Raw genomic sequence first — 25862 nt, 5'->3', positions numbered from 1 at the left:
CCCGGAGCCCAACCCCATGATTAGTGAAACCCAACCCCAGAAGGATGACAGCCTTTGGTACAAGGACGCCGTCATCTACCAGCTGCATGTGAAGTCGTTCTTCGACTCCAATGATGATGGCGTGGGCGACGTGCCCGGCCTGATCATGAAGCTGGACTACATCGCCAGCCTGGGCGTGAACACGATCTGGCTGCTGCCCTTCTACCCATCGCCGCGGCGCGACGATGGCTACGACATCGCGGACTATCGCGGCGTGCACCCCGACTACGGCACCGTTGCCGACGTGCGCAAGCTGATCCGCGAGGCCCATGCGCGCGGCTTGCGCGTCATTACCGAACTGGTGGTGAACCACACGTCGGACCAGCACCGCTGGTTTCAGCGGGCGCGCACCTCGCGCCCGGGGTCTGCCGCGCGTAATTTCTACGTGTGGTCCGACAACGACAAGGCCTATGCCGGCACCCGCGTCATCTTCTGCGACACGGAAAAATCCAACTGGACGTGGGACCCCGTCGCCAACGCCTATTTCTGGCATCGCTTCTATTCGCATCAGCCAGACCTGAATTACGACAACCCGCAGGTGCTGAAGGAAGTGCTGTCCGTCATGCGCCACTGGCTGGACATGGGCGTGGACGGGCTGCGGCTGGACGCCGTGCCGTATCTGGTGGAACGCGAAGGCACCAACAACGAGAACCTGCCGGAAACGCATCAGGTGTTGAAGCAGATTCGCGCGGTGATCGATGACGAATACCCCGGCCGCCTGCTGCTGGCCGAAGCCAACCAATGGCCCGAAGACGCGCAGGAGTATTTCGGGGCGGGCGACGAATGCCATATGTCGTTCCACTTTCCGCTGATGCCGCGCATGTACATGGCGATTGCGCAGGAAGACCGCTTCCCGATTACCGACATCATCCGGCAGACGCCCGACATTCCCGCCACCTGCCAATGGGCCATCTTTTTGCGCAACCACGACGAGCTGACGCTTGAAATGGTGACGAGCCGCGAACGCGATTACCTGTGGAGCGTGTACGCGGCTGACCCGCGCGCCCGCATCAACCTGGGCATCCGCCGCCGCCTGGCGCCCTTGCTGGAGCGCGACCGCCGCCGCGTCGAACTGATGAACAGCCTGTTGCTGTCCATGCCCGGCACGCCGGTGCTGTACTACGGCGACGAGCTCGGCATGGGCGACAACGTGCATCTGGGCGACCGCGATGGCGTGCGCACGCCAATGCAATGGTCGCCCGACCGCAACGGCGGCTTCTCGCGCGCCGACCCCGAACGCCTGCCGCTGCCCGTGCTGATGGGGCCGCTGTATGGCTACGAGGCGGTCAACGTGGAAGCGCAGCAGCGCGACCCGCATTCGCTCTTGAACTGGACGCGCCGCATGCTGGCGCAGCGCCGCCAGACACACGCCTTCGGGCGCGGCACGCTGCGCTTCATCCTGGCCGGCAACCGCAAGATTCTGGCGTACCTGCGCCAATGGAACGACACCACGATTCTGTGCGTGGCCAATCTGTCGAACGCCGCGCAGCCGGTTGAGCTGCAATTGCAGGCCTTCAACGGCCGGGTGCCGGTGGAAATGCTGGGCGGCATGCCGTTTCCGGCCATTGGCGAATTGCCGTATCTGCTGACGCTGCCGCCGTATGGCTTTTACTGGATGGACCTGAGCGTGGACGCCGCGCCGCCGAATTGGCATGCCAGCGGCCCCGCCCAGATGCCCGAGCTGACGACGCTGGTGCTGAAGTCGCGCGGCGGCGCGTCGCTGACGGATGCGTCGCGCGCGGTGCTGGAAAACGAAGTGCTKCCCGAATACCTGGCGCGCCAGCGCTGGTTCCCGGGCAAGCATGCGCCCGCCCGCGCCCGGCTGGCGTATGCCACGCCCTTTCACACCGCCAGCGGCGAAGCCTATTGGGCCGAGATCGAACCCGAAGATGGCGTGGCCGGCCTGCGCGCCCAAGCGCCGTTCGTTCTGGTGTGGGATGAAACCGCCCAGGTGCAATACCCGATTGCGCGGGTGCGGCGCGGGCCAGAGGTCGGCATTCTGGCCGACGCCTTCCTGCAACCCGGCTTCGTGCTGGGCGTGGTCGACGCCTTGCGCGCGGGCGGCGAGCTGGATGGCCGCGAAGGCGGCAAGCCGGGCGACAAACCCGGCGTCATCCGCTATCTGCCTGAACCGGGGCTGGCTGAACTGGATCTGGGCGACGACCCCGCCCTGCAATGGATCAGCGGCGAACAGTCCAATAGTTCGGTCATCGTCGGCGGACAAGCCATTCTGAAACTGCTGCGCAATGTGCGGCCGGGGGTGTCACCGGAAGTCGAGATGACGCGCTACCTGACCCGCGCGGGCTACGCCAACATTCCCGCGTTGCTGGGCGAAGTGCTGCGGGTGGATTCGGAAGGCGTGCCGCACACGCTGGCCGTGCTGCACGCCTTTGTGACGAACGAAGGCGACGCCTGGACGTGGACGCTGGACTACCTGAAGCGCACGCTGGGCGCGGCCTTGCTGGGTAACGCCACGCCAGACGAATTCGAAGCCAGCCTGGAAGGCTATACGGTGGTGGCGGCCACCATCGGCCGCCGTCTGGCCGAGCTGCACAACGCGCTGGCGCAACCCAGCGACGACGAGACCTTTGCCGTGCGCACCGCCACGACGGAAGACGCGGACGAGCACGCCACCCGCATCGTCGCCCAGCTTGACCGCGCGGCGGATGATCTGCGCGCCGTGCTGGATACGCTGGAAGCGCCGTCGCATGCGTGCGCCGAATGGTTCTTTGACCATCGTGCGCGGCTGATCAAGCAAGTCACTGCGATGGCGCAATCGCTCGCCGGCGCGCCGCTGATCCGCGTGCATGGCGACTTCCATCTGGGCCAGGTGCTGGTGGCGCAGACGGACGCGTATCTGATTGATTTTGAAGGCGAACCGATCCAGACCATGGAATCGCGCCGGCTGCGCTTCACGCCCTACAAGGACGTGGCCGGCATGTTGCGCTCGTTTGACTATGCGGCCGCCTCCATCGCGCGTGCCGATCCGCTGGGCGGCGCACCGACCGACGCGAACGCGGGGGCAGCGGATTCGGCCGCATCACCCGGCGTGCCACTGGAATTGCGCGACGCGCTGCTGGCGCGCTTCGGACACCGGGCGGCCGAGGCCTTTTTGCAGGGCTATCAAGAGGCTGCCACCACCGCGATTGCGCTGCCGGCGGATCAGGAAAGCACGCTGCTCAAGCTGGCGCAGCTGGAAAAGGCCGCCTACGAGGTCAGCTATGAAGCCGCCCACCGGCCGGACTGGATTTCCATTCCGTTGTGCGCCCTGACGGGGCTTGCGCGCGAGCTGATCATGCAAAACGCGGCCATCCACGACGAGGAACAATCACGATGAACCGCCAACGCACCGCCTCGCCGCCCAAGGCGCCGCCGAACGTGTCACCCAAGGCGCCGTCAATAGCGCCGCCACAGGACCGCCCGGCCGGCTCTGACGGCCAGGTCGACCCGGCCACGCTGGCCGCGCTAGCCGCGGGCCTGCACGCCGATCCGTTTTCGGTACTGGGCCCGCATGATGGCGCCGTTCGCGTGCTGGCCCCGGGCGCATCCGCCGTGTCTGTCGTGTGGCCCGATGGCGCGCGTACCGCCTTGCACGAGCAAGCCCATGGTTTGTACACGGGTGCAGCACCCGGCGCGCGGCCGGGCGACCCCGCGTCGTACCAGTTGGCCATTTCATGGCCGGGCGCGGAACAGTTGACGCCCGACCCCTACGCCTTTGGCCCGTTACTGTCCGACGACACGCTGCAAGGCTTGGCTGGCGGCGACTGGAACGCCGCACTCGATGCCTTGGGCGCGCGGCTGGGCGAGTTGAATGGCGTGCCCGGCTTGCGCTGCGCCGTGTGGGCGCCCAACGCGCGCCGTGTTGCGGTAGTGGGCGACTTCAACAGCTGGGATGGCCGCCGTCACGCCATGCGGCTGCGCCACGCGGCGGGCGTGTGGGAATTGTTCATCCCGGGCGTCACCGCGGGCGATTGCTACAAGTTCGCCATCACCGACCCCACCGGCGCGATCTTGCTCAAGGCCGACCCGATGGCGCGCCGCGCGCAGCCCGCGCCCGCCACGGCCTCAATCGTTGACGACCCTTCCCCCTATTCCTGGACGGACGATGCATGGATGCTTTCTCGCGGTGCGCGCCAAGCGCCCCAATCTCCCATTTCCATCTACGAGGTGCACGCCGGTTCGTGGATCGCGGCCGACGGCGCTCGCTGCGTCTGGGACCAACTGGCCGACAAGCTGCCCGCCTACGCGCACGCCATGGGGTTCTCGCATGTCGAATTGATGCCGATCATGGAGTATCCATTCGGTGGTTCCTGGGGCTACCAGCCGCTTGGTCTGTTCGCACCGTCCGCCCGCTTTGGGCCGCCGGCCGCCTTCGCCCGTTTCGTGGACCGCTGCCACGCCGTGGGCGTCGGCGTCATCCTGGACTGGGTTCCCGCGCACTTCCCCGATGACGCCCACGGGCTGGCGCGCTTTGATGGCACGCCGCTGTATGAATACGCCGACCCGCGCGAAGGCTATCACCCCGACTGGCACACCATGGTCTACAACCTGGGGCGCACCGAAGTCAAAGCCTTCATGATTGCCAGCGCGATGCATTGGCTGCGCCGTTATCACATCGACGGGCTGCGCGTGGACGCGGTGGCCTCGATGCTGTACCGCGACTACAGCCGCCAGCCGGGTGAATGGATACCCAACCAGCACGGCGGCCGTGAAAACCTGGAAGCGGTGGCCTTTCTGCAAGAACTGAACGCCACCGTCCGCAAGCAGGTGCCGGATGCGATCGTTGTGGCCGAAGAGTCCACCGCCTGGCCGGGCGTGACTGCGCCCGTCGAAGATGGCGGGTTGGGGTTCCACTACAAATGGAACATGGGCTGGATGCACGACACCCTGCGCTACATGCACGAAGACCCGGTGCACCGTAAATACCACCACCACGACATCACGTTCGGCATGGCCTACGCCTATTCCGAACGCTTCATCCTGCCGCTGTCGCATGACGAAGTGGTGCACGGCAAGGGTTCGCTTGTGAACAAGATGCCGGGGGACCACGGCACGAAGCTCGCCAACCTGCGCGCGTATCTGGGCTTCATGTGGGCGCACCCCGGCAAGAAGCTGCTGTTCATGGGGGGCGAACTGGCCCAGCCCGCCGAATGGAATCACGACGCCACGCTGGATTGGAACCTGCTGGACGACCCCGGCCACCACGGCGTGCAACGCCTGGTCGCTGACCTGAACCGGCTGTACCGCGACACCCCCGCACTGCACGCGCTTGACGCCGACCCCGAGGGCTTTGCCTGGGTCGTGATGGACGATGCCGACAACAGCGTGGCCGCGTTCCTGCGGCGCAGTGGTGCGCAGATGGTGTTGGCGGTGTCGAACTTCACGCCGGTCGCCCGCCACGGCTACCGCGTCGGCGTGCCGCTGGCCGGCCGCTGGACCGAATCCCTGAACACCGATGCCGGCTGGTATGGCGGCACGGGCCAGGGCAACCAGGGCGCGGCCGTCTCCGCGTCCGAGTCCGCCCACGGCCACGCGCAGTCCCTGTCATTGACGCTCCCTCCGCTTGCCACCCTCTATTTCACGCATGAAGGCTGAACATGGACCCCACTCAATTGACCCGCTTGACCACCGGCCAGCCGTACCCGCTGGGCGCGGTCAGCGATGGCCTGGGCGTGAACTTCGCCGTTTTTTCGGCCAACGCTACCCGCATCGAACTGTGCGTATTCGATGCCCGCGCCCGCAAGGAACTGCGGCGCTTTGACCTGCCTGAATGTACCGACGAAATCTGGCACGGTTACCTGCCGGATGCGCAGCCCGGGCTGGTCTACGGCTACCGCGCCCACGGCCCGTACGACCCGCGCAACGGCCACCGCTTCAACCCCCACAAGCTGCTGCTGGACCCCTATGCGCGCCACCTGACCGGGCCGGTCGTCTGGAGCGACGCGCTGTTTGGCTATCGGCTGAACCATGCCCGCACCGACTTGTCGATGGACCGCCGCGATAGCGCGCCCGCCATGCCCAAGGCCATCGTGACCGAAGATGTGCCGTTCAACTGGGGCAACAGCAAGGCGCCGAATACGCCGTGGTCGGACACAACGATCTACGAAGTGCACCTGCGCGGCGCGTCGATGCAACGCGAAGACCTGCGCCAGCCGATACGCGGCACCTGCGCCGCCCTGGCCGACCCGCGCTTCATCGAACACCTGCTGCGGCTGGGCGTCACCGCGGTGGAACTGCTGCCCGTGCACGCCTTTCTGCAAGACCGCTTCCTGATCGAACGGGGCTTGCGCAACTACTGGGGCTACAACACGCTGTCGTTCTTTGCGCCCGAGCCGTCTTACCTGCAACGCGGGCCGAATGATCTGCGTCAGGCGGTGCGCCGCCTGCACGCTGCCGGCCTGGAAGTGATTCTGGACGTGGTCTACAACCACACCTGCGAAGGCAGCGAGCTGGGGCCCACGCTGTCCTGGCGCGGGCTGGACAACGCCAGCTACTACCGGCTGATGCCCGGCGAAGAACGCTATTACATCAACGACACCGGCTGCGGCAACACGGTCAACCTGTCGCACCCGCGCGTCTTGCAGATGGTGATGGATTCCTTGCGGTACTGGACGACGTCTTACGGCGTGGACGGGTTCCGCTTTGACCTGGGGGTGACGCTGGGCCGAGAAGGCACGGGCTTTGACCCGGGCTCGGGCTTCTTTGACGCCATGCTGCAAGACCCGACCCTGGCGGGCGTGAAGCTCATCTCGGAACCGTGGGACATCGGCCCCGACGGCTACCAGCTGGGCAACCATCCGCCCGCGCTGGCCGAATGGAATGACCGCTACCGCGACACCGTGCGCCGCTACTGGCGCGGCGACGAAGGCATGCGCGGTGACATGGCGGCGCGCCTGTGCGGCTCGCGCGATGTGTTCGACCGCCGCCATCGCCGGCCCTGGGCCAGCGTGAACTTCGTGGCGTCGCACGACGGTTTCACCACGCAAGACGTGGTCAGTTACGACGGCAGCCATAACGAAGCCAATGGCGAAGACGGCAACGACGGCCACTCTGAAAACTACAGCCACAACTGGGGCGTGGAAGGCCCCACCGACGACCCCGCCATTCTGGAACGCCGAGGCCAGGTGCAGCGCGCGCTGCTTGGCACGCTGTTCCTGTCCGACGGCACGCCGATGATGTTGGCGGGCGACGAGTTCGGCAACAGCCAGGACGGCAACAACAACGCCTACTGCCAGGACGGCCCCTTGTCGTGGCTGGACTGGACGCAGGCGCAGAGCGACGCAGGCCGCGCACTGAGCCAGTTCGTGGCGCGCGCCGTGTCATTGCGGCGCGACCACCCGAGCTTGCGCGCGGCGCGTTTTGGCGACGCCGCGCAAGAAATCTGCCCGGGCGTCAGCGCGATTGCCTGGTTCGACACCGATGGCGGCCCCATCGACCAAGCCGCTTGGGACGACCCGCAAGGCCGCACCATGGCCTTGCGCCGCGCGGCGTTGCGTGAAGATGGCAGTGCCGACATCACGCTGCTGTTACTGAACCCGGGCGCGGAGCCCGCCACGTTCACGCTGCCGGAACCGGCGCTACCCTGGTTGCGCGAACTGGACTCGGCCACGCCCGTGCCATCGGCCCCGGTCTCCGAATCGGAAATCATCGTGCAGGCGCATAGCCTGGTGCTGCTGTCGGCCGCCTGCATGCCAGGCGTCGTTCCCGGGGCGGCATCATGACAGTTCTGCCTGAACCCTACACCCACGGCGCGCTGCCGCTGCCCGACGGACGCACGCGCTTTCGGCTCTGGGCGCCGTCGGCGGCGCCAGGCTTGGCGTTGCTGATCGACGGCCAGCCGCCCATTGCTTTGCATCCTGACAGCGATGGCTATGCCGAAGCCGATGTCGCTTGCCCGCCCGGCACGCGTTACCGGTATCGGCTGGGCGACGGGCAGCTGGTGCCCGACCCGGCCTCGCGCCAGCAAGACGGCGATGTGCACGGCGCCAGCATCGTCGCCGGGCCGGACGATTATGCGTGGCAACACCCCGCTTGGTCCGGCCGCCCGTGGCGCGAATCCGTCATCTACGAAGCGCACGTGGGCTTGAGCGGCGGCTTTGACGGCCTGACCGCCCGGCTGCCGGGGCTGGCCGCGCTGGGTATTACGGTGATTGAACTGATGCCGATCGCGGATTTTCCGGGCCCGCGCAACTGGGGCTACGACGGCGTGTTGCCCTACGCGCCCGACACGGCCTATGGCCCGCCGCAAGCGCTCAAGCACCTGATCGACACGGCCCACGGGCTGGGCTTGAGCGTAATGCTGGACGTGGTCTACAACCACTTCGGCCCCGAGGGCAACTACCTGCCCCAATACGCCGCGCCTTTTTTCCGGGAGGACGTCCCCACCCCCTGGGGGCCCGCCATCGACTTCCGGCAACCTGCTGTGCGGCGCTACTTCGAAGAGAACGCGCTGTACTGGCTGATGGAATACCGCTTTGACGGGTTGCGCCTGGATGCCGTGCATGCCATTGAAGACCCTGACTGGCTGGTGGAGCTTGCGCAATTTCTGCGCGGCCAGGTGCCTGCGCATCGCCATGTGCATCTGGTGCTGGAAAATGACGACAACCGCGCCAGCCTGCTGACGCAGGGCTACGACGCCCAATGGAATGACGACGCGCACCACGTGCTGCACCATTTGCTGACGGGCGAATCGCGAGGCTACTACGCCGACTACGCCGAGCGGCCCGCGCAGGCGCTGGCGCGTTGCCTGGCGGAAGGCTGGCTGTATCAAGGCCAGCCCTCGCCGTACCGGCAAGGCGCCACGCGCGGTGAACCCAGCGGCCATCTGCCGCCGACGTCGTTCGTGTTGTTTCTGCAAAACCATGACCAAACCGGCAACCGCGCACGCGGCGAACGGCTGACGGAACTGGCCGAAAACGCCGAACGCCTGCGCGCCGCCGTTGCGCTGCAATTGCTGTCGCCGCAGATTCCGCTGATCTTCATGGGAGAGGAGTTCGGCAGCCGCGCGCCCTTCCTGTATTTCACCAGTCACACGGACCCGGCGCTGGTGCAAGCCGTGCGCGAAGGACGCCAGCGCGAATTCGCGGCGTTTCCTGAATTCAGCGGTGACGATGCGCTGAAGGTGCCAGACCCCAACTCCGAATACACCTGGGCGCAAAGCGTGCCCTGGCGCGACGGCGAGCGGCCGGACGCCCAGCCATGGCGCACCCTGTACGAAGCGCTGCTGCATCTGCGCCAGCACGCCATCGCCCCCCGCTTGACGGGCGCGCGCAGCGTGTTCGCCCGCGCGGTGGGCCGGCATGGCGTACACGCGCAATGGCGGCTGGGCTACGGCGCATTGCTGACGGTGTACGTCAACCTGGGTCCGGTGCGCGAACAGCTTGCGCAACGCGCGCTTGCCGCCGCGCACTCGCCATCGTCACTGCTGTTTGAATCCCGCGCGGGCGCGTTCGCGGCATTGGCATCGGGCAGCCTGTGTTCCGAAAGCACCGTGTGGCTGCTGGAGGAAGCATCATGAGCCCCCTGTCCGCCCTGGCCGCCGAGGCCGGTATCGCCGAAGACTGGACCGGCGCCGACCAACGCCCGCGTCGTGTGTCGCCGGACACGCTGCGCGCCCTGCTCAACGCGATGGATCTGCCAGCGGCGTCCGACGCTGACATCCGCGATAGCCGGCAGCGCCTGGCTGCCACCTTATCCCGCACGCATCTGCCCGCGATGCTGATCGCCCTGCCCGGCGAGCTTGTCGCACTGCCGCCGGATTGCGCCGGGGCTTATCAATTGCAAGCGGCGTCGTCGGCCGCCATCGCCGGCCGCACCGCACACGGCCCGGACTTGAAGCCCACGCTGCGCGCGCCCGCCACGCCCGGGTACTACGCCTTAAGCACGCAGGGCGGCGAATGCACGCTGGCGGTTGCGCCGCCGCGCGCGCCCTCTCTGGACGACATCTGCCGCACGAAGCACCCGCGCGCGTGGGGGCTGACGGCGCAGGTCTATAGCCTGCGCCGCCCGTCCGCTGACGTGACGCAGTCCACACACGGCTTTGGCGACTTCGGCGCGTTGCGCGAGCTGGCTATGGCGGCCGGGCAGGCGGGCGCCGACGCACTGGCCATCAGCCCCGTGCATGCGATGTTCGCGGCGGACCCCGCGCAATGCAGCCCGTATTCGCCCTCCAGCCGCTTGTTTGTGAACACGCTCTTTGCAGACCCCGCGGGCGTTCTCGGCGAGGAGGCGGTGCGCGCCGCATTGGCGGGCATGGACCTCGCGCAATTGCGCATGCTGGATGCGCAACCGCTGATCAACTGGCCCGCTGCGGCCCGGCTGCGCCACGAGCTGTTGCGACGCTTGCACGCAGGCTTCGCCACGGACGCCACTACCGGTCAACGGCAGGCTTACGAGGCATTCTGCAACGCGGCCGGGCCAGACCTGCACGACCACGCTCTGTTCGAAGCGCTGCACGGCAACCACGCGCAGGGACAAGATGCCCCGTTGGCATGGACCCATTGGCCGGCCGACCTGCGCGACCCGCGCTCGTCCGCCGCGCAACGCTATGCCACCGACCATGCCGAGGCCGTCGACGTGCATCGGTTCAGCCAATGGCTGGCCTCCGCCAGTTTGTCGCGCGCCCAGCAAGCGGCGCGCGACGCAGGCATGCGCGTTGGTCTGGTGGCTGATCTGGCCGTGGGCGGCAGCCCCCAGGGCAGCCATGCCTGGAGCCGGCAAGCCGACCTGATGAAATGCACCAGCGTCGGCGCGCCGCCCGATCTGTACAACCCACTGGGGCAAGGCTGGGGTTTGACGGCGTTGTCACCCGCCGCCCTGCACGAATCCGGCTATGCGGCGTTTCTGGCAATGCTGCGCGCCAACCTGGCGCACGCGGGCGGGCTGCGCATTGATCACATACTGGGTTTGGCGCGCTTGTGGCTGATCCCGGATGGCGCCTCGCCCGAAGACGGCGGCTATCTGCGTTACCCCATGCCGCAATTGCTGCGGCTGATCGCATTGGAGGCTTGGTTGCATCACGCGCTGATCATTGGTGAAAACCTGGGCACGGTTCCGGAAGGGTTCGACGCGCAACTTGAAGCGCACGGCGTGCTGGGCATGGATGTGCTGTGGTTCATGCGGGCGGCTGACGGGGCAAAGGCGGCGGAGCCGGCGAAGGCGGCTGATGGCGATGACGGAAATGAGTGGGCCGGCGGGCCTGATACGGCTGACGGGAATGATGCGACCTGCGGCGATCAGGGCACCCAACGTGCTTACGGGGCTGTCGGTGCAGATGGAGCTAATGGCGCTAATGGGGCTGAGCGGCCACATCTAACGGCAGAAGAGCCTGCCGCGTCGCCGCCTGCCGCCTTCCTGGCGCCCGGCGACTGGCCCGCCAACGCCGTCGCCATGACGACCACCCACGATCTGCCCACGCTGGAAGGCTGGTGGCACGCGCAGGACATTCTGTGGCGGTCGCGGCTGAGCCTGCTTGGCCCTGATCAAGAGGAAGCCGCGTTGCGCGCTGCCCGCCTGGAAGACCGCGCGACCTTGTGGCGCTCTGTGCAGTCCAGTTCACCCGCCGCTTCCACCTTGCCGCTGCCCCGCCGGGCGCCCAGCGCCGAACTGCTGGGCTTTGTCGCCGCCACGCCCTGCCCGCTGATGCTGGTGCCACTGGAAGATCTGGCAGGCCAGCTCGACCAGCCCAACTTGCCCGGCACCGTCGCGCACCATCCCAACTGGCGGCAACGCACGCCGCTGTCGGTGGCCGAGTGCCTGAACGCGCCCGCCAGCCAGGCGCGCCTTCAACCCGTGCGCGCGGTGCGGGGGCGGACATGAGCGCCCCGCGCGCCACCGCGCGCCTGCAACTGCACGCCGGCTATACGTTGGACGACGCCTGCGCGCAGGTGCCCTACTACGCGACGCTGGGCGTCAGCCATCTTTACCTGTCGCCCATCACACAGGCCCGGATGGGTTCAACGCATGGTTACGACGTCATTGACCATCAATGCATCAATCCGGAACTGGGCGGCCAGGCCGCGCTGCGCAGGCTGACCGACGCGGCGCACCGGCACGGCTTGGGGCTGATTGCCGACATCGTGCCCAACCACATGGCCGCCCACGCCTCGAACGCGTGGTGGGCCGATGTGTTGCGGCACGGCGCGCAAAGCCGCCACGCCCGCACGTTCGACATCGACTGGCAACCGGCTGATACGGCGCTGCACGGCAAAGTGCTGCTGCCGGTGCTGGGCGAGCCGTATGGCGAGGCGCTGGCCGCAGGCCACATCCGATTGATTCACGACGCCGCGGCCGCTGAGGGTTACGCCATTGAAGCAGGCGGCCAGCATCTGCCCCTGGCCCCCGGCACGGCTCCCGCTGGGGATGACCCCGCTTCCGTCTGCGCGGCGTTTGATGCCGGCACAACGGACGGCGCGGCGGACAGCGCAGCGGACGGCGCAGCGAATCGCGCGGCGAACTGCGCGGCGCGTCTGCATGATCTGCTGGAACGCCAGCATTACCGGCTCGCGTGGTGGCGCACCGCGCCCGAGCAGATCAACTGGCGGCGCTTCTTCGAAATCAGCGAACTGGTTGGCGTGCGCGTGGAAGACGACGAAGTCTTCGACGCCGTGCATGCGCTGCCGTTGCAGCTGGTTCGGGAAGGCGTGTTGGACGGGCTGCGCATCGACCACGTCGACGGCTTGGCCAGCCCGGGCGCGTACTTGCGGCGCTTGCGTGAGCAGCTTGACGACGCCCGCGCGCAGCACGCCGGGAATGCCACGGCCTATCTCGTCGTGGAAAAAATCCTGGCTGACGGAGAAGTGCTGGACGCACGCTGGCCGGTAGACGGCACCACCGGCTACGACTTCATGGACCAGGCCGGCGCGCTGTTGCATGCGCCCCAGGCGCAGGCGCCGATGGAGCAGTTCTGGAACACCCTTAGCGGCGACGTCCGCAGCGCGTCTGCCCAATTACAGGATGCGCGCCATCGCATGCTGGCACGCCACTTCCCCGTGGAACGCCAGGCGTTGGTACGCGCGTTGACTCGCATCGCACGGCAAGACCTGCGCACGCGTGACTGGACGTCCACCGCCATCGACCGGGTGTTGACCGCCTTGCTGGCGGCCTTTCCCGTGTACCGCAGCTATGCCGAAGACGGCGGCCGCAGCGCCGAGGACGCACACTGGTGCCGCATCGCGCGGGACCACGCGCGCGCGGCGCTGGCTGGATCGGAAGCCGACGCGCGGCTGCTTGATCAGATCGACGCGTGGCTGGCGGGGCCGCAGCAGGCTGATGCGGGTGCCGGTGCGGACCCTGGCGCTGAAGTCGATGCTGACGCCGGTGCCGGTGCCGGTGCCAACGCTGGCGCTGGCGCTGATGCTGGTGCTGGTGCTGGTGCTGGTGCTGGTGCTGATGCTGATGCTGATGCTGATGCTGGTGCTGGTGCTGGTGCTGATGCTGGTGCTGATGCTGGTGCTGATGCTGGTGCTGATGCTGGTTCCCGCGCCGACAATGAAGCCGGCGCGCTTCGCCGCTTCCAGCAGTTAACACCGCCGCTTGCCGCGAAGGCGCTGGAAGACACCTTGTTCTACCGGCGCGGCCCGCTGCTGTCACGCAACGAAGTCGGCTCCAGTCCCACGCAATTCGCCCTGCCGCTTGACGCCTTCCATACCCTGACTCAAGCCCGCGCCCGCACGCATCCACACGCGATGCTCGCCACCGCCACCCACGACCACAAGCGCGGCGAAGACACGCGTGCGCGCCTGGCCGTGCTGAGCGAAACGCCCGAACGCTGGCAGCGCGTGGCCGAGAACTGGATTCCGCGTCTGGGACCAAATGGTTCGCACAGGGGTTCGCACAGGGATTCAGAAACGGGATCGCCGATAGGTGCGCCCACCGCTTCACCAACGCCCGCCGACCGTTATCTATTGCTGCAAAGCCTGGTCGGCGCGTGGCCGTTGTCCTTGTCCGCAGATAACCGCGCAGACGTTGCTGCGTTTCTGGAACGCATTCTCCAGTGGCAGGAAAAGGCCTTGCGCGAGGCCAAGCTGCATACCAGCTGGACCGACCCGAACACCGGCTACGAAGCCGCGGCCCGCCACTGCGTAACCGCATTGCAAGACACCGGCGAAGGGCAAGCGCTGCTGCGCGACATCGCCGCGTGGACGGCAGGCATCGCCCCGGCCGGGCTTGTCAACAGCATGACCCAAACCCTGTTGCGCAACACCTTGCCCGGTGTGCCGGATCTATACCAAGGCACGGACTTGTGGGACTTCAGCTTGGTGGACCCCGACAATCGCCGCCCCGTCGACTACGCCGAACGCGCCGCGCTGCTGGCAGCGGCCGGCGCTCCCATCGCCACCGATGCGGCGGCATGGCGCAGCGGCGCCATCAAGCAGCAACTGATCCAACGCTGCATGACGCTACGCGCTGCGGACCCGGGCCTGTTCGATCACGGCGAATATGTGCCGCTGACCGCGCAAGGCCCGCGCGCGGCGCATGTCATCGCCTATCTGCGTCGGCACAACGGACGCAGCGTGCTGGCCGTCGCGCCCCTTCATTGCGCGCTGGCCTTGGCGCCTTACGCGCAAGATCAGGCCGCCCAGGCTGCGCACTTCTGGGATGGCACCCACGTGCAGTTGCCGGACGGCGTCGGCCCCCTGCGCAATGTGCTCTCCGGCCGGCCCGTCAACGTGGAAGACGAAGGCAGAATTCCCCTGGCCGACCTCTTGCGCGACTGTCCGGTGGCGCTCTGCACCCAGACCTGACGCGCGCTTGATCGTCCAGTTGCCCTTTGCACCACGACCTGACGCGCGCTTGATCGCCCAGGTGCCCTTTGCACCACGACCTGACGCGTGCTCGGCGGGCGGCCGGGCAAGCGTCAGTACTGGTAGCGCATCGTCAGAATCGTGCTGGTGCCCGCGCCCCATGCGCCTTGGCTGTAGAAGCCAACCTGGCTGTAGTACTTGCGGTCAAACAGGTTGTTCACGTTCAACTGCGCCGACAGGTTGCGGTTGAACTGGTAGCGCGCCATCAGGTTGGTGATGGCGTAGCTGCCTTGGCCTACGCGCTCGTCGCCGTTGGGGCCGCTGGCGATGGTGTAGACACCGCTCTGCCAATTGACGCCGCCGCCCACCGTCAGACGATTCCAGTCGCCCGGCAAGCGGTAAGTCGTGAACAAGCGCACCAGCGACCGCGGTTGATCCGTCTGGATGGCGTTGCCTTCGCCGTCGCGCGCGGTCCAATGCGACCAGCCCGCCGCCAGATTCCAACCCGGCGTCACTTCGCCCGACACCTCAAGATCGAAGCCGCGGCTGCGCGTGCCTTGGGCGGCCCGGTATGCCTGGTTGATCGAACCCGGCACCAAGTAACCCGGGTCGGTTTGCGCGACGTTATCCTGTTCCACCTGGAACACGGCCGCGCTGGCGTTCAAGCGCCCTTCCAGGAATTCACCCTTCACGCCGGCTTCATAGGACTTGCCTTCCAGCGGGTCCAGCCATCCGCCGTTGCGGTCCTGGTAGCTTTGCGGATTGAAGATGCCCGTGTAGCTGACGTAGGCCGTGTAGGTCTCGTTGATGTCGTACAGCAGGCCGGCGTAGGGCGTGAAAGCGTTCTTGTCGAAGGCTTCGCGGCTGCCGCCGCCAAAACCGACAGAGTCCGTCTTCCACGTGCTGTAGCGTCCGCCCACGATCAGCTTGAGCGGATCGGCCAGGTTCATGCGCAGCGCGCCGTACCAGCCGGTTTGTTTGGTGGTGTAGCGGCTGGCGGTGACGGCGGTGTCGCTCCAGTCGGGTTCGGGATAGGAACCGTCCCAGTTCAGGAAGTTGCCGACCGGGGCGGCGGATATCGCCGAACGGTAGTCAAAGTCGGCGTATTGGCGGGTGAAGCTCGCGCCCACCACCACTTCATGGCGGCGGCCAAACGCGGTGAAGGGGCCGGTGGCCTTGACGTCCAGGCTGTTCTGCTTGCGGTCGCCCAGATACCAGGCGGGCGAACCGCTCACGCCCAGGCCGGTCTCGCGGTCGGGCCAGCCGTACAGATACAGCAGCTTGCCGTCCATTTCGTGCTTGGAATGGGACGCCACGGCCTGCACGCGCCAGTCGTTGTCAAAGCGATGTTCCAGGCTGGCGAAGCCGCCGGATGTGGTGCTGCCCCATGAGCTCCAGTCGGCGCCCGTGTTCAGCGACCGCTTCCAGTCGGTGCGCCCGCCGTCCGCGTACCACAGCGGGAAGCCGCCCCAGCTGCTGCGTTGCGGGTCATTGTCTTGATAGTTGAAGCCCGCGCTGAAGGTCGTTCGCGACGTCAGGTCGGCATCCACGACGCCGTAGAAGATTTTTTTTGTGCTTTGGTAGCCATCCAGATAGGAATGGTTGTCTTGGTACGCCGACACAATGCGGCCGCGCACGCTGCCGTCCTTGCTGAGCGGGGTCGACAAGTCCAGCGTGCCGCGATAGGTGTCCCAGTTGCCCGCGCTGACGCTGACATCGGCCTTGAACTCACGGCTGGTGGCGTGCTTGCGCACCAGGTTGATCGACGCCGACGGGTTGCCCGCGCCCGTCAACAGGCCGGTTGCGCCGCGCACGACTTCAACGCGGTCGTAGATGATGGGGTCGATGGACGATTCACCGGCGGCATAGCCCACATCAAAACCGGTGGGCACGCCGTCATACATATAGTTGCTGACGCTGAACCCACGCGAGCTGAACGAATAGCGCTCGCTGTCGTAGTTCTGCACCGAGATGCCCGGCGTGCTGGCCATTACATCGGCCAACGACCGCATGTCTTCGTCGTCCATGCGCTGGCGGGTCATGACAGTGACCGACTGCGGCGTCTCGCGCAGCGTCAGCGGCAAGCCGGTGCTGGCGGCGGTGGCGCGGGGGGTGTAGGAACCCGTTCCTTCGGTGGTGGTGGGGTCGGAATCCCCCACGACTTGCACGCTGGGCAGCGTGGACACGGCCGCTTCCTGCGCGGCTGCGGCGGCTGAAGCCAGCGCTAAAAGCACCACGGCCGAGGTGCGGCTCACTTTGAAACGGGGCTTGCTGCCTGATAGAAAACGGAACTTGCTGCCTGGTAGAAATTGGGGCTTGCTGCCTTGTGGCCTGTGGTCTTGCATGCTGGCTTCCTCTCCCACAACGGGTTGCTTTGTGGGAAAGAAGTGTAATGCGACTGCTTCTCATAACTATCTGTTGTTGCGAATTTACGACGTCAACCGCCCCGCCAATTTGTCCCTACGCGCAGCGGGTTTACCCGGCCGCGTCACAAGCCGCCCGGCATAATGTCGCTGGCTCCGGCCCCGACGTTCTCTTCATAGCCGCTCTCCGTAGGAATCTCCGCGTGTTCCATGTCTTCACGGGACTGATCAGTCTCTACGTCATTTGGCGTTTCGTTCTGCCCCTGTCCTTATCCAGAACCAGCAAGCTCTTGCTGTCTGTCTTGCTCGTGGCCGCCGCCGAGCACCACTTGGTGACGCGCAACCTGTTCGGCTCCATGGCCTCGCCCGAAATTCCTGGCACGCTGTTGATGGTGCTGGGCTGGCTGTTCGGCAGCCTGCTGCTGTTGGCGATGCTGCTGCTGGCGCGCGATGTGGCGGGCTCGGTGGTGTACCTGTTCTCACGTGTGCGCGGCAAGCGGCTGTGGGCTGCGCGCGGTTGGGGCGTCGGCGCGGCGGTCGTCTCGGTGGTGCTGTCGGCTATTGGCGTCTGGCAAGCCGTGCGCGTGCCTGATGTGAAGACGCTGGAAATTGCGTTGCCCAAGCTGCCGCCCGAACTCGACGGCTTCCGTCTGGTGCAACTGACCGACCTGCACGCCAGCCGCTTGCTGGAAGCGCCGTGGATGGAAGCCGTCGTCACGAAGACGAATGGCTTGAACCCGGATCTGATCGTGATCACGGGCGATCTGGTCGACGGCACCACCGATGCACGCGCCGCCGATGTGCTGCCGCTGCAAGCGCTGCGCGCCCGCTACGGCGTCTATGCCATCCCGGGCAACCACGAGTACTACGCCGAGTACCAGCGTTGGCTGCCCGCTTTTGAAAAGCTGGGCCTGCGCCTGCTGCTGAACGAACACGTAACGCTCACCCCCAACGGCCAACGTCTGGTGCTGGCCGGCATCACCGACAAGATGGCGGCGGCCTATGGGCAGCTGGAACCTGATGTGGCGCGCGCGATGGACGGCGTGCCGGCCACCGACCCGGTCATCTTGCTGAGCCATCGCCCTATCGGCGCGGTGCGCAACGCGCAGGCCGGGGCCGGCCTGCAACTGTCCGGCCATACGCATGGCGGCCAGATCCTGGGGCCGCACCTGCTGACGCAGCTGGCTAACGAAGGCTATGTGTCGGGCGAGTATCAGGTCGACGGCATGCGCTTGTATGTCAGCAATGGCACGGGCTTGTGGCCGGGTTTCCCGGTGCGCTTGGGCCGCCCCTCGGAGATTACGCAGATCGTGCTGCGCTCGCCGGCGAAGACCGCCGCCCAATAAGTTCCACCCCCGCGCCCGCCATGATGAGCTACCTGCTGTGGTCCCTGCCCGCCCTGACGGTGATTGCCGCCATTGCCAGCGGGCGCGTGAACACCACGATAGCCGCCGTGCTGGGCCTGTGCGCCGCCGTGCCCATTGCGCTTTTCGCCGCACCCGCGCCATTCAGCGGCGCGCAATTGGCGGTGACGCTCGAACGCGGGCTGTGGATCGGCTGGATCATTACGCCGTACATCCTGGGCGGCTTGCTGTTCTGGCAGATGGCGTCCCACGGCCACGCGCCGGAACAATCGTCCACGCAGGCCACCGCCGGCCACGCAGAACTGAACGAGCCGCTCGCCCGCCGCCGGCGCTTGTTCTTCGCCTGTTTTCTGATCGGCCCCTTTGCGGAATCCGCCACGGGGTTTGGCGTGGGCATGCTGGGCACGGTGCTGCTGATTCGTCCGCTGGGCTTGAAGCCGCGCGACATCATGGTGTTCGCCTTGCTGAGTCAGACGCTGATTCCTTGGGGCGCGATGGGCAGCGGCACCTTGCTGGCGTCCGCCTATGCGCGCGTGCCGGCTGCCCAGCTGGCGCTCTACAGCATGGTGGCCGTGGCCTTGCTGATGGTGGTGTGGATGCTGCTGTACTGGCGCACGGCGCGCCATGCGGGCTTGCGTGCGGACGCGGCCGAGCACCGGCGCGAAGCCGTGTGGATGGCGGCCAGCCTGGGCCTGCTCAGCGCCGCCACCGCCGTGCTTGGCCCCGAGACCGCGCTGCTGGCCGCCTACGGCCCCTTGATCGTGCTGCGCTTCGTGATGGACCGCCGGCCCGATCGCAATCAGTTGCTGGCCGCGGCCCGCCGTGCGCTGCCTTATATCCTGGTGATTGCCTGCCTGGTTGCCACGCGCCTCGTCCCCGCGCTGAACCACGCGCTGGGCGCGTTGGCTGACATCCGGCCCTTTGCCGACCTGCCCGCCTGGATGCCTTTCCTGCACGCGGGCAGCTGGCTGATTGCGGGCGCGCTCGCCATGGCAGTCTGGCGCCGTCAGCCGCGCGCCTTGGCGGCCCAGGCGCGCGCCGCGTGGAAAACCGGCCGCCACGCCGTCATGTCCGTCTTCCTGTTTGCGATGATGGCCGAAGTGCTGGCGGGCGCCGGTATTTCACAAGCCTATGCCGATGGTCTTTTTGCAACACTGCAAGACTGGACCATCCTCATCACGCCCCTCTTGGCCGGCGCGTTTGGTATTCTGGCCAACAGCGGCAACGCGCCCAACAGCCTGTTCATGCCTTCCCAGCTATCATTAGCGCTTCACGCGGGCTTGAACGTACCGGCAGCCGCTGCGCTGTTACACGTTTCCGGTACGGCCATGGGCATTTTTTCACCTGTCAGAATGTCGATTGCGGCCGGTTTGGCCCACGGCCAAGGGCAGGAACGCAGCGTGTATGTTCTACTACTGCCGTTTGCCCTGGCCGCGTTCGGCATTCTTTTGTCCCTGGCACTGCTTGTCGTGCTGTCGGGATAGCCGCCGGAGCGCTGATGCTCACGGCCTCAACCTTTTTTTTGTGTAGCACATGGGACTAGAACAGTTAGCCGCGATCCGGGCATTGATTACCAAGCAGGCGCCCGAAGAGCCTACCCCCAAGAAAGAATCGCGTCCGCAAGGCGGCGGTAAAGGACCTCGCTCGGCAAATGCCGGCAAGGGCCCGCGCCCGCAAGGCGAGAAAGGCGCCCGTCCGCAAGGCGGCGACAAAGACCGTGGCCAGCGTCCGCAGCGTGCTGAGCGCCGCGACACGCCCGTCGACCCCGTCGTCGTCGCGATCTCGCGCCTGCAACGCCAGTTTCCCAAAGCCTTCCCCAAGAATCCCGCGCCGAAGCTTCCGCTGAAGCTGGGCGTGCTGGCAGACCTGGTGCAACATGCCCAGGCCCTGCAACTGGACGAAGCGCAGATCAAGGAAGCGGTCAAGACCTGGTGTGATGGCCGCCGCTACTGGGCTTGTATGGTCGAAGACGCGCCGCGCGTGGACCTGAACGGCGAACCCTCGGGCGCCGTCACCGCCAACGAAGCCAAGCATGCCAAGCGCATGGCGTCGCGCAGCGCGTCGAAAAACGCCGCCGCCCGCAACAAGGCCAAGAAGGCGGAAGCCGCCGCGGCAGCTGGCGCCGCTGCGCCGGCTGCGGGTGCTGACGTTGCTGTGGCTGCTGCGGCTGACGTTGCCGCACCTGCCGTGAATGCCGATGCACCCGTGGCGGCTCAAGCGCCGGTAGCGGACATGCCGGTTGCGGACGTGCCGGTTGCGGACATGCCGGTGGCGGACGCGCCGGTGGCCGACGTGCCGGCGGCTGATGCACCGGCTTCGGATGCCTCCGAGCAAAAGAAGGCGCAAGGCGCGGATCAAGCTTCGGCTGAAACCCCGGCTGAATCTTCCTCGGACACGCCCACCTGATTCTGCTGCGGCGCCGCGTTTCACGGCGCTGTGTGGAACAACAAAAACCCGGCCTGCGAGGCTTCGCAGGCCGGGTTTTTGCTCGTGCGTTCACGGCCGCAATGCTTGCTCTATATAGGCCATCCCGATCGGGGAATACGGCAGCGTCAGCGCCCACTTGTGGCCCGCCGCGTCCATCTTCAGCAATGACTTTTTCAAGATATCAACGATCTTCTCCGCGTGCGCGGGATGAAAGGCCTCGTACTGATATTGCAAGAACACCAGGCACAGCGCGTTCTCCATCGTCTGCACATCCGCGTCCTGCTTGATGCCCTGCTTCATCACGATCGTTCTGACGCGGTCGATCACGTCGTCCGTGTACCCCGTGTCGCGCATGATGCCTTCGGCGATGCCAGCGTGGTGCCGCGCCAGCGCCTTGCGCCACGTCAGATAAGCGACACGCCCTTCGGGATAGCTGTTGCGGGCAATTTCCCATCGTCCGATATGCTGGCACCGGGATGCCAGCACCAGCGGTTCGGACGCATCCGGCGCCAGTTTCAGCACCCACTCATGCAGCTTCTGCGCCAGAAATAATTCCTGCGGACAGGTCTCGCCCTGCCACGTAAACAGGTTCGGGTCCGCGCCGTTGTAATGGTCAAAGCGCAGCAGCGTCTGGTGCAGACGGTCATTCATGCCTGGGGTATCCAATAGGGGTTCGGTTGGGCGGGAATCGAAACGATGATAGCTCCAAGATGGCCGCGCGTTGCACCTGCGCATCGCATTCCAACTATCCAAATGCGAAAACCATCGTTCAACCGCGCGCGGTGACTGCTTAGGATTTGGGGTTCTCCCTGACACTGGAAACCCCTATGACTCCCCGCGCTTGGATGCGGCACGCCCTGGCCGCGGCCGCCCTTTTCATCGGCTTTGCCGCGCAAGGCGCGCAGGCCGCCTTTCCTGACAAGCCCGTCCGGCTGGTGTTGCCCTTGTCACCCGGCGGCGCAATGGACGCGTTGGGCCGCGGCTTGGCGGAACAGCTGGGCGCGCAATGGAACGTGCCCGTCATCGTGGAAAACCGCGCGGGCGCCGGCGGCAACATCGCGTCCGAAATGGTGGCGCGCGCCGAGCCCGATGGCTACACGTTGCTGCTCACCGGCGACATGCTCGTGGCCAACCAGACGCTATTCAAGAACAACGTGAACTACGACGCCGTGCGCAGCTTTGCGCCGGTTGGCATCGTGGCGGTGACGCCGCCCGTGATCGTCGTGCGCGCCGATTCGCCTATCCACGACATCGCCGGTTTGCGCAAATTGGGCGCCCAGCGCCTGGTCAACGTGGGCACGCCCGGCTACGGCAACAGCAATCATCTGGCATTGGCGCGCTTGCAAGGCCTGTATCCCGACACGCTGCTGCATGTGCCGTACAAAGGCGCAGGCCCCGCCGTCGTGGCGTTGCTGGCGGGCGAGACCGATGCCGCCATCGTCGCCGTGCCTGCCGCCGCCGACCTGATCCGCACCGGCAAGCTGCGCGGCCTGGCCGTGCTGCAAGCCGAACGCAGCCCCATCATTGGCGACGTGCCCACCGCCCGCGAAGCCGGCCTGGACCTGGACAGCGGCTCGGGCTGGTTCGGCATGCTGGCGCCCGCCGGCACCGCGCCTGACGTCGTGCAACGCGTCGGCGTATCGGTCAGCGCCGCGCTGAACGAGCCGGCCTTTCGGGAGCGCTTGCGCGCACAAGGCTTCGAAGCCATCGGGGGATCGTCCGCCGACTTCGCGGACCGCATCGCCAGCGACGCCCTGAAATTTCCCGCCCTGCTCCAGCAGGCCGGTGTCTCTGTCAACTAAACCCCTGCCCTGTCATGCCTATTGCTCACGTGGCCGACGCCCGCCTCTATTACGAAACCCATGGCCACGGCCATCCGCTGCTGATGCTGGCGCCCGGCGGCCTGCTGTCGCATGTGGAACTCTGGCGCGTCACGCGCGATGGCAAGCCGCGCGACTACCCGGACCCCATCGCCGCGTTCTCGTCAAACTTCCGCTGCATCGCCATGGACCAACGCAACGCCGGCCGTTCAACCGCCCCGTTGCGTGCGACTGATGGCTGGCAGACCTACGCCGAAGATCACTTGGCGCTGCTCGACCACCTGGGCATCGAACGCTTCCATGTGCTGGGTTCGTGCATCGGCGCGTCCTTCGCATTGAAGCTCTGCGAACTGGCGCCTGACCGCGTCACCGCGGCCATTCTTCAGCAGCCCATCGGGCTATCGGCCGCCAACGCCGCCAACCGCGCCGAGTCCTTCGACAGTTGGGCCGACGGCCTGCGCCAGCGTGAGGGCGGCGTGGACGAAGCGGCACTGGAGGCGCTGCGCGCCAACCTCTTCGATGGCGACTTCGTCTACAGCGTCACCCGCGAAGCCGTGGCCGCCACGCGCACGCCATTATTGATTCTGGCGGGCAACGACATCCTGCATCCTGTTGAGATCGCTCGGGAAATTGCCCAACTGGCCCCGCACGCCACGCTGGTTGAAGACTGGAAAGGCCAAGACCGCGCCGACGTCTACACCGGGTCGATCCGGCGCTTTCTGGCCGGGTTGGATGCATATGCCTAACGCGTATTTCGCCGCGTAGCGCAAACCGCGTCATACTGGCGGGTTCCGAGCACTACCCCAAGCACTACCCCAAGCACTGGAACCCCCATGAGTGACGCACCCCACACCCCCACCCTGGCGCCCGACGTGCTGGCTGCCCAAGCGCTGGCCAAGCAGCACGGCGTGGGCACGCCCAACGTGCTGACCACCCCCATTGCCGAGACCCGCGAAAAAAGCCGCGCGTATCAAGCATGGCTCAGCCAGCCCGCCCCGCCCGTCGGTCGCGTGGTGGAACACCGCCTGGACCACCTTCCCGTACCCGCCACGCTGCGCCTGTACTACCCCGACGGCGCAACGGACGCGCCGCTGCCGCTGTACCTGCATCTGCACGGCGGCGGTTTCGCCCATGGCGATCTGGACACGCTGGACCGCTGGAAACGCGAGATCGCGGCCGAAGCCGGCATCGTCACGGCGGGCCTGTCTTACGCCCTGTCGCCCGAAGCCCGCTACCCCGTTGCGCTGGAACAAGTGCTGGGCGCGCTGCGCTGGCTGCGTGACCAGGCGCCGTCGCTGGGCTTGGACGCATCCCGTCTGGCCGTGGGCGGAGAGTCCGCCGGTGGCAACCTGACGCTGGCCGCCCTGCAACGCCTGCGCGACGAAGGCGACGCCTTCATCAAGACCGGCGTGGTGATCTACGGCATGCTGTCCGCCCGCCGCGACACGCCTTCGCACGAATCCTTTGGCGACGGCCGCTTTGGCCTGTCCACAGAAAAACTCGATTGGTTCTGGCAGCAGTACGTGACGGACGCCGCGCAACTGACCGACCCCGGCGTCGCCCCGTTGCACGCTGACGTTGCCGGCCTGCCGCCGCTCATCCTGCAAGCCGCGGCGCTGGACCCGCTGCTGGACGACACGCTCGACCTGGCCAACAAACTGTTCGCAACCGGCGCCGCGCCCAACTTCATCGTGTACTCCGGCGTACCACACAGCTTCATCGGCATGACGCGCCTGCTGCCCCAAGCGCAAGAGGCTAGGACGGACCTGGTGCACGCGCTGAAGCGCAATTTGGCCGCATAGGAAAGCGCTCCGTAGTTTCGTAGTCGTCTAATGGACGCCGCCTTCGTCCGTTGTGCAAGATGCCCGGTTGGATCTTGCACAACGGAAAGAGGAACGTCCACGTGTCCCGGCCTTGCGGTTACCGTTTCAGCTTCACGCCCGTCAACGGCGCGGCGTTTGATGTCATTGAATTCACGCTGGACGAGGCGCTGTCTGAGACCTACCGGCTAAGCGTCGACCTTTCCAGCTTCGATTCGGCGGCGGACTTCGGTTTGCTGTTGGATCAAGCCGCCGTGTTCACGATCTGGCGCGGTGACGTGGCCGTGCGCCATGTGCACGGCATCATCACCGAGTTCGAACAAGCATGCACCGGCTTTCGCCGCACGCGCTATCGGGCAGTGCTTGAACCCTCACTTTCCAGGGCAGCGCTTTGTTCCGACTGGCGCATCTACCAGCAGCTGTCCGTGCCGGAGATCATGGCGGATGTCATCAAACGCCAGGGCATCACGGACTATGAACAGGTCACGACGAATGAACACTTGCCGCACGAATACTGCGTGCAGGCGGGCGATACCGATCTGGAATTTCTGAACCGGCTGGCCGCCGAGGAAGGTTACTTCTACCGCTACGACCATACCGAGAAAAGCCATCGCTTGATTCACGGTGACCGCATCTACATCCACGGTGAAATCGCGGGCGGCCCGGTTCTGTACAACCCCATGCCGGGCGGCGATCAACCCGAGCCCGCGCTGCATCGCTTCACCTACGCCGAGCGTGTGCGCACCGCAGTGCAAACCCAGCGCGACTACACGTACACGCATCCGCGCTACAGCCAGGAACACTCCCCGATTGCCGCGGACTTGGCGAATCAAGACCGCCGTTACGAACGCTACGACTACCCCGGCCGCTACAAACGCGACGAAGCGGGCAAACCGTTCACCCAAACTCGCCTGCTAGGCCTCCGCCGCGATGCGCGTATCGCCATCGTCGAAGGTGACGACGCTCGCTTGATCCCCGGCGTGGCTTTCGACCTGACCGGCCACCCGCGCGAAGACTGGAACCAAGGCTGGCGGCCCGTACGCATGCGCCACCACGGCGTGCAGCACGCGAGCCAGGAAGAAGATGGTGTTGGTGCGGAGCAAGGCACGCAGTATGGCTACACCGCCGAACTCGTTCCGGACAAAGTCGACTGGAAGCCCGAGCCCTGCCCTAAACCCCGCATTGACGGCCCGCAAATGGCCACCGTCGTCGGCCCGCCAAACGAAGAGATCTTTTGCGACGAGTGGGGCCGGGTCAAGGTGCAGTTTCCGTGGGACCGGCTGGG

At 66.4% G+C, this 25862-nt stretch carries 15 protein-coding genes; 13 read left to right on the top strand and 2 right to left on the bottom strand.

Annotated features, from left to right (window positions below; all coding sequences use genetic code 11):
* Positions 1–16 precede the first annotated feature (16 nt).
* The 6 genes from treS to treY are packed head-to-tail and all read left to right on the top strand — an operon-like array spanning position 17 to position 14783.
* Positions 17–3376, top strand: a complete 3360-nt coding sequence (gene treS, locus AC1DB0_RS27655; protein WP_476758381.1) for a maltose alpha-D-glucosyltransferase — start codon at positions 17–19, stop codon at positions 3374–3376.
* Positions 3373–5634, top strand: a complete 2262-nt coding sequence (gene glgB, locus AC1DB0_RS27650; RefSeq protein ID WP_476758792.1) for a 1,4-alpha-glucan branching protein GlgB — start codon at positions 3373–3375, stop codon at positions 5632–5634. The genes treS and glgB overlap by 4 nt, the downstream gene beginning before the upstream one ends.
* Positions 5635–5636: 2 nt before the next feature.
* On the top strand, positions 5637–7760 hold the full coding sequence (gene glgX, locus AC1DB0_RS27645) for a glycogen debranching protein GlgX (protein ID WP_054426791.1): 2124 nt from the start codon (positions 5637–5639) through the stop codon (positions 7758–7760).
* The gene (gene treZ, locus AC1DB0_RS27640) at positions 7757–9556 is read left to right on the top strand and encodes a malto-oligosyltrehalose trehalohydrolase (protein WP_476758379.1); all 1800 of its coding nucleotides are present in this window, start codon (positions 7757–7759) and stop codon (positions 9554–9556) included. Before glgX ends, treZ begins: the two co-directional genes overlap by 4 nt.
* The gene (malQ, locus tag AC1DB0_RS27635) at positions 9553–11856 is read left to right on the top strand and encodes a 4-alpha-glucanotransferase (RefSeq protein WP_476758378.1); all 2304 of its coding nucleotides are present in this window, start codon (positions 9553–9555) and stop codon (positions 11854–11856) included. Before treZ ends, malQ begins: the two co-directional genes overlap by 4 nt.
* A complete protein-coding gene (gene treY, locus AC1DB0_RS27630; RefSeq protein ID WP_476758377.1) occupies positions 11853–14783 on the top strand; it encodes a malto-oligosyltrehalose synthase in 2931 nt (976 codons plus the stop codon). The genes malQ and treY overlap by 4 nt, the downstream gene beginning before the upstream one ends.
* Positions 14784–14896: 113 nt before the next feature.
* Here treY and fhuE read toward each other — a convergent pair whose 3' ends face one another.
* Positions 14897–17128, bottom strand: coding sequence for a ferric-rhodotorulic acid/ferric-coprogen receptor FhuE (fhuE, locus tag AC1DB0_RS27625; protein WP_476758376.1), 2232 nt, complete (start codon positions 17126–17128; stop codon positions 14897–14899).
* A gap of 221 nt (positions 17129–17349) precedes the next feature.
* On the opposite strand from fhuE, the gene AC1DB0_RS27620 reads away from it, so the two are divergent.
* From AC1DB0_RS27620 to AC1DB0_RS27610, 3 genes are read left to right on the top strand one after another with little or no spacing between them, the layout of a single operon-like run.
* Positions 17350–18492 carry a metallophosphoesterase gene (locus AC1DB0_RS27620; RefSeq protein WP_441372224.1) on the top strand — a complete coding sequence of 381 codons (1143 nt, stop codon included), beginning with the start codon at positions 17350–17352 and terminating at the stop codon, positions 18490–18492.
* Positions 18493–18512: 20 nt separating this feature from the next.
* Complete coding sequence (locus AC1DB0_RS27615) at positions 18513–19994, top strand: lactate permease LctP family transporter (RefSeq protein WP_427945571.1); 1482 nt, start codon at positions 18513–18515, stop codon at positions 19992–19994.
* 49 nt (positions 19995–20043) lie between these two features.
* A complete protein-coding gene (locus AC1DB0_RS27610; RefSeq protein ID WP_476758375.1) occupies positions 20044–20916 on the top strand; it encodes a ProQ/FinO family protein in 873 nt (290 codons plus the stop codon).
* Positions 20917–21006: 90 nt separating this feature from the next.
* Here the strand turns inward: AC1DB0_RS27610 and AC1DB0_RS27605 are convergent, their stop codons facing one another.
* Positions 21007–21588: a DUF4202 domain-containing protein gene (locus tag AC1DB0_RS27605; protein WP_476758374.1), complete on the bottom strand. Its 582-nt coding sequence runs from the start codon at positions 21586–21588 to the stop codon at positions 21007–21009.
* Between the two features lie 176 nt (positions 21589–21764).
* Between AC1DB0_RS27605 and AC1DB0_RS27600 the strand changes: the two genes are divergently transcribed.
* The 4 genes from AC1DB0_RS27600 to AC1DB0_RS27585 form a co-directional block, all read left to right on the top strand.
* A complete protein-coding gene (locus tag AC1DB0_RS27600) occupies positions 21765–22739 on the top strand; it encodes a tripartite tricarboxylate transporter substrate binding protein (RefSeq protein ID WP_476758373.1) in 975 nt (324 codons plus the stop codon).
* 14 nt (positions 22740–22753) lie between these two features.
* Entirely contained in the window at positions 22754–23503 is a 750-nt protein-coding gene (locus tag AC1DB0_RS27595) for an alpha/beta fold hydrolase (RefSeq protein WP_342065526.1), read from the top strand.
* 87 nt (positions 23504–23590) lie between these two features.
* Positions 23591–24559, top strand: coding sequence for an alpha/beta hydrolase (locus AC1DB0_RS27590; protein ID WP_476758372.1), 969 nt, complete (start codon positions 23591–23593; stop codon positions 24557–24559).
* A gap of 101 nt (positions 24560–24660) precedes the next feature.
* The coding region (locus tag AC1DB0_RS27585) for a type VI secretion system Vgr family protein (RefSeq protein WP_476758791.1) at positions 24661–25862 on the top strand (1202 nt) is incomplete at its 3' end.

The organism is Achromobacter sp. 10T422 (assembly GCF_056394065.1).
Note: the sequence above shows the minus strand (reverse complement) of the source record. Positions and strands in the feature narration are given on the sequence as shown.

Coding starts and splice junctions, on each gene's coding strand:
- treY (WP_476758377.1), top strand. CDS start 11,853: ATGAGCGCCCCGCGCGCCACCGCGCGCCTGCAACTGCACGCCGGCTAT.
- AC1DB0_RS27590 (WP_476758372.1), top strand. CDS start 23,591: ATGAGTGACGCACCCCACACCCCCACCCTGGCGCCCGACGTGCTGGCT.
- AC1DB0_RS27615 (WP_427945571.1), top strand. CDS start 18,513: ATGATGAGCTACCTGCTGTGGTCCCTGCCCGCCCTGACGGTGATTGCC.
- AC1DB0_RS27595 (WP_342065526.1), top strand. CDS start 22,754: ATGCCTATTGCTCACGTGGCCGACGCCCGCCTCTATTACGAAACCCAT.
- AC1DB0_RS27600 (WP_476758373.1), top strand. CDS start 21,765: ATGACTCCCCGCGCTTGGATGCGGCACGCCCTGGCCGCGGCCGCCCTT.
- fhuE (WP_476758376.1), bottom strand. CDS start 17,128: ATGCAAGACCACAGGCCACAAGGCAGCAAGCCCCAATTTCTACCAGGC.
- AC1DB0_RS27605 (WP_476758374.1), bottom strand. CDS start 21,588: ATGAATGACCGTCTGCACCAGACGCTGCTGCGCTTTGACCATTACAAC.
- glgB (WP_476758792.1), top strand. CDS start 3,373: ATGAACCGCCAACGCACCGCCTCGCCGCCCAAGGCGCCGCCGAACGTG.
- AC1DB0_RS27610 (WP_476758375.1), top strand. CDS start 20,044: ATGGGACTAGAACAGTTAGCCGCGATCCGGGCATTGATTACCAAGCAG.
- treZ (WP_476758379.1), top strand. CDS start 7,757: ATGACAGTTCTGCCTGAACCCTACACCCACGGCGCGCTGCCGCTGCCC.
- glgX (WP_054426791.1), top strand. CDS start 5,637: ATGGACCCCACTCAATTGACCCGCTTGACCACCGGCCAGCCGTACCCG.
- malQ (WP_476758378.1), top strand. CDS start 9,553: ATGAGCCCCCTGTCCGCCCTGGCCGCCGAGGCCGGTATCGCCGAAGAC.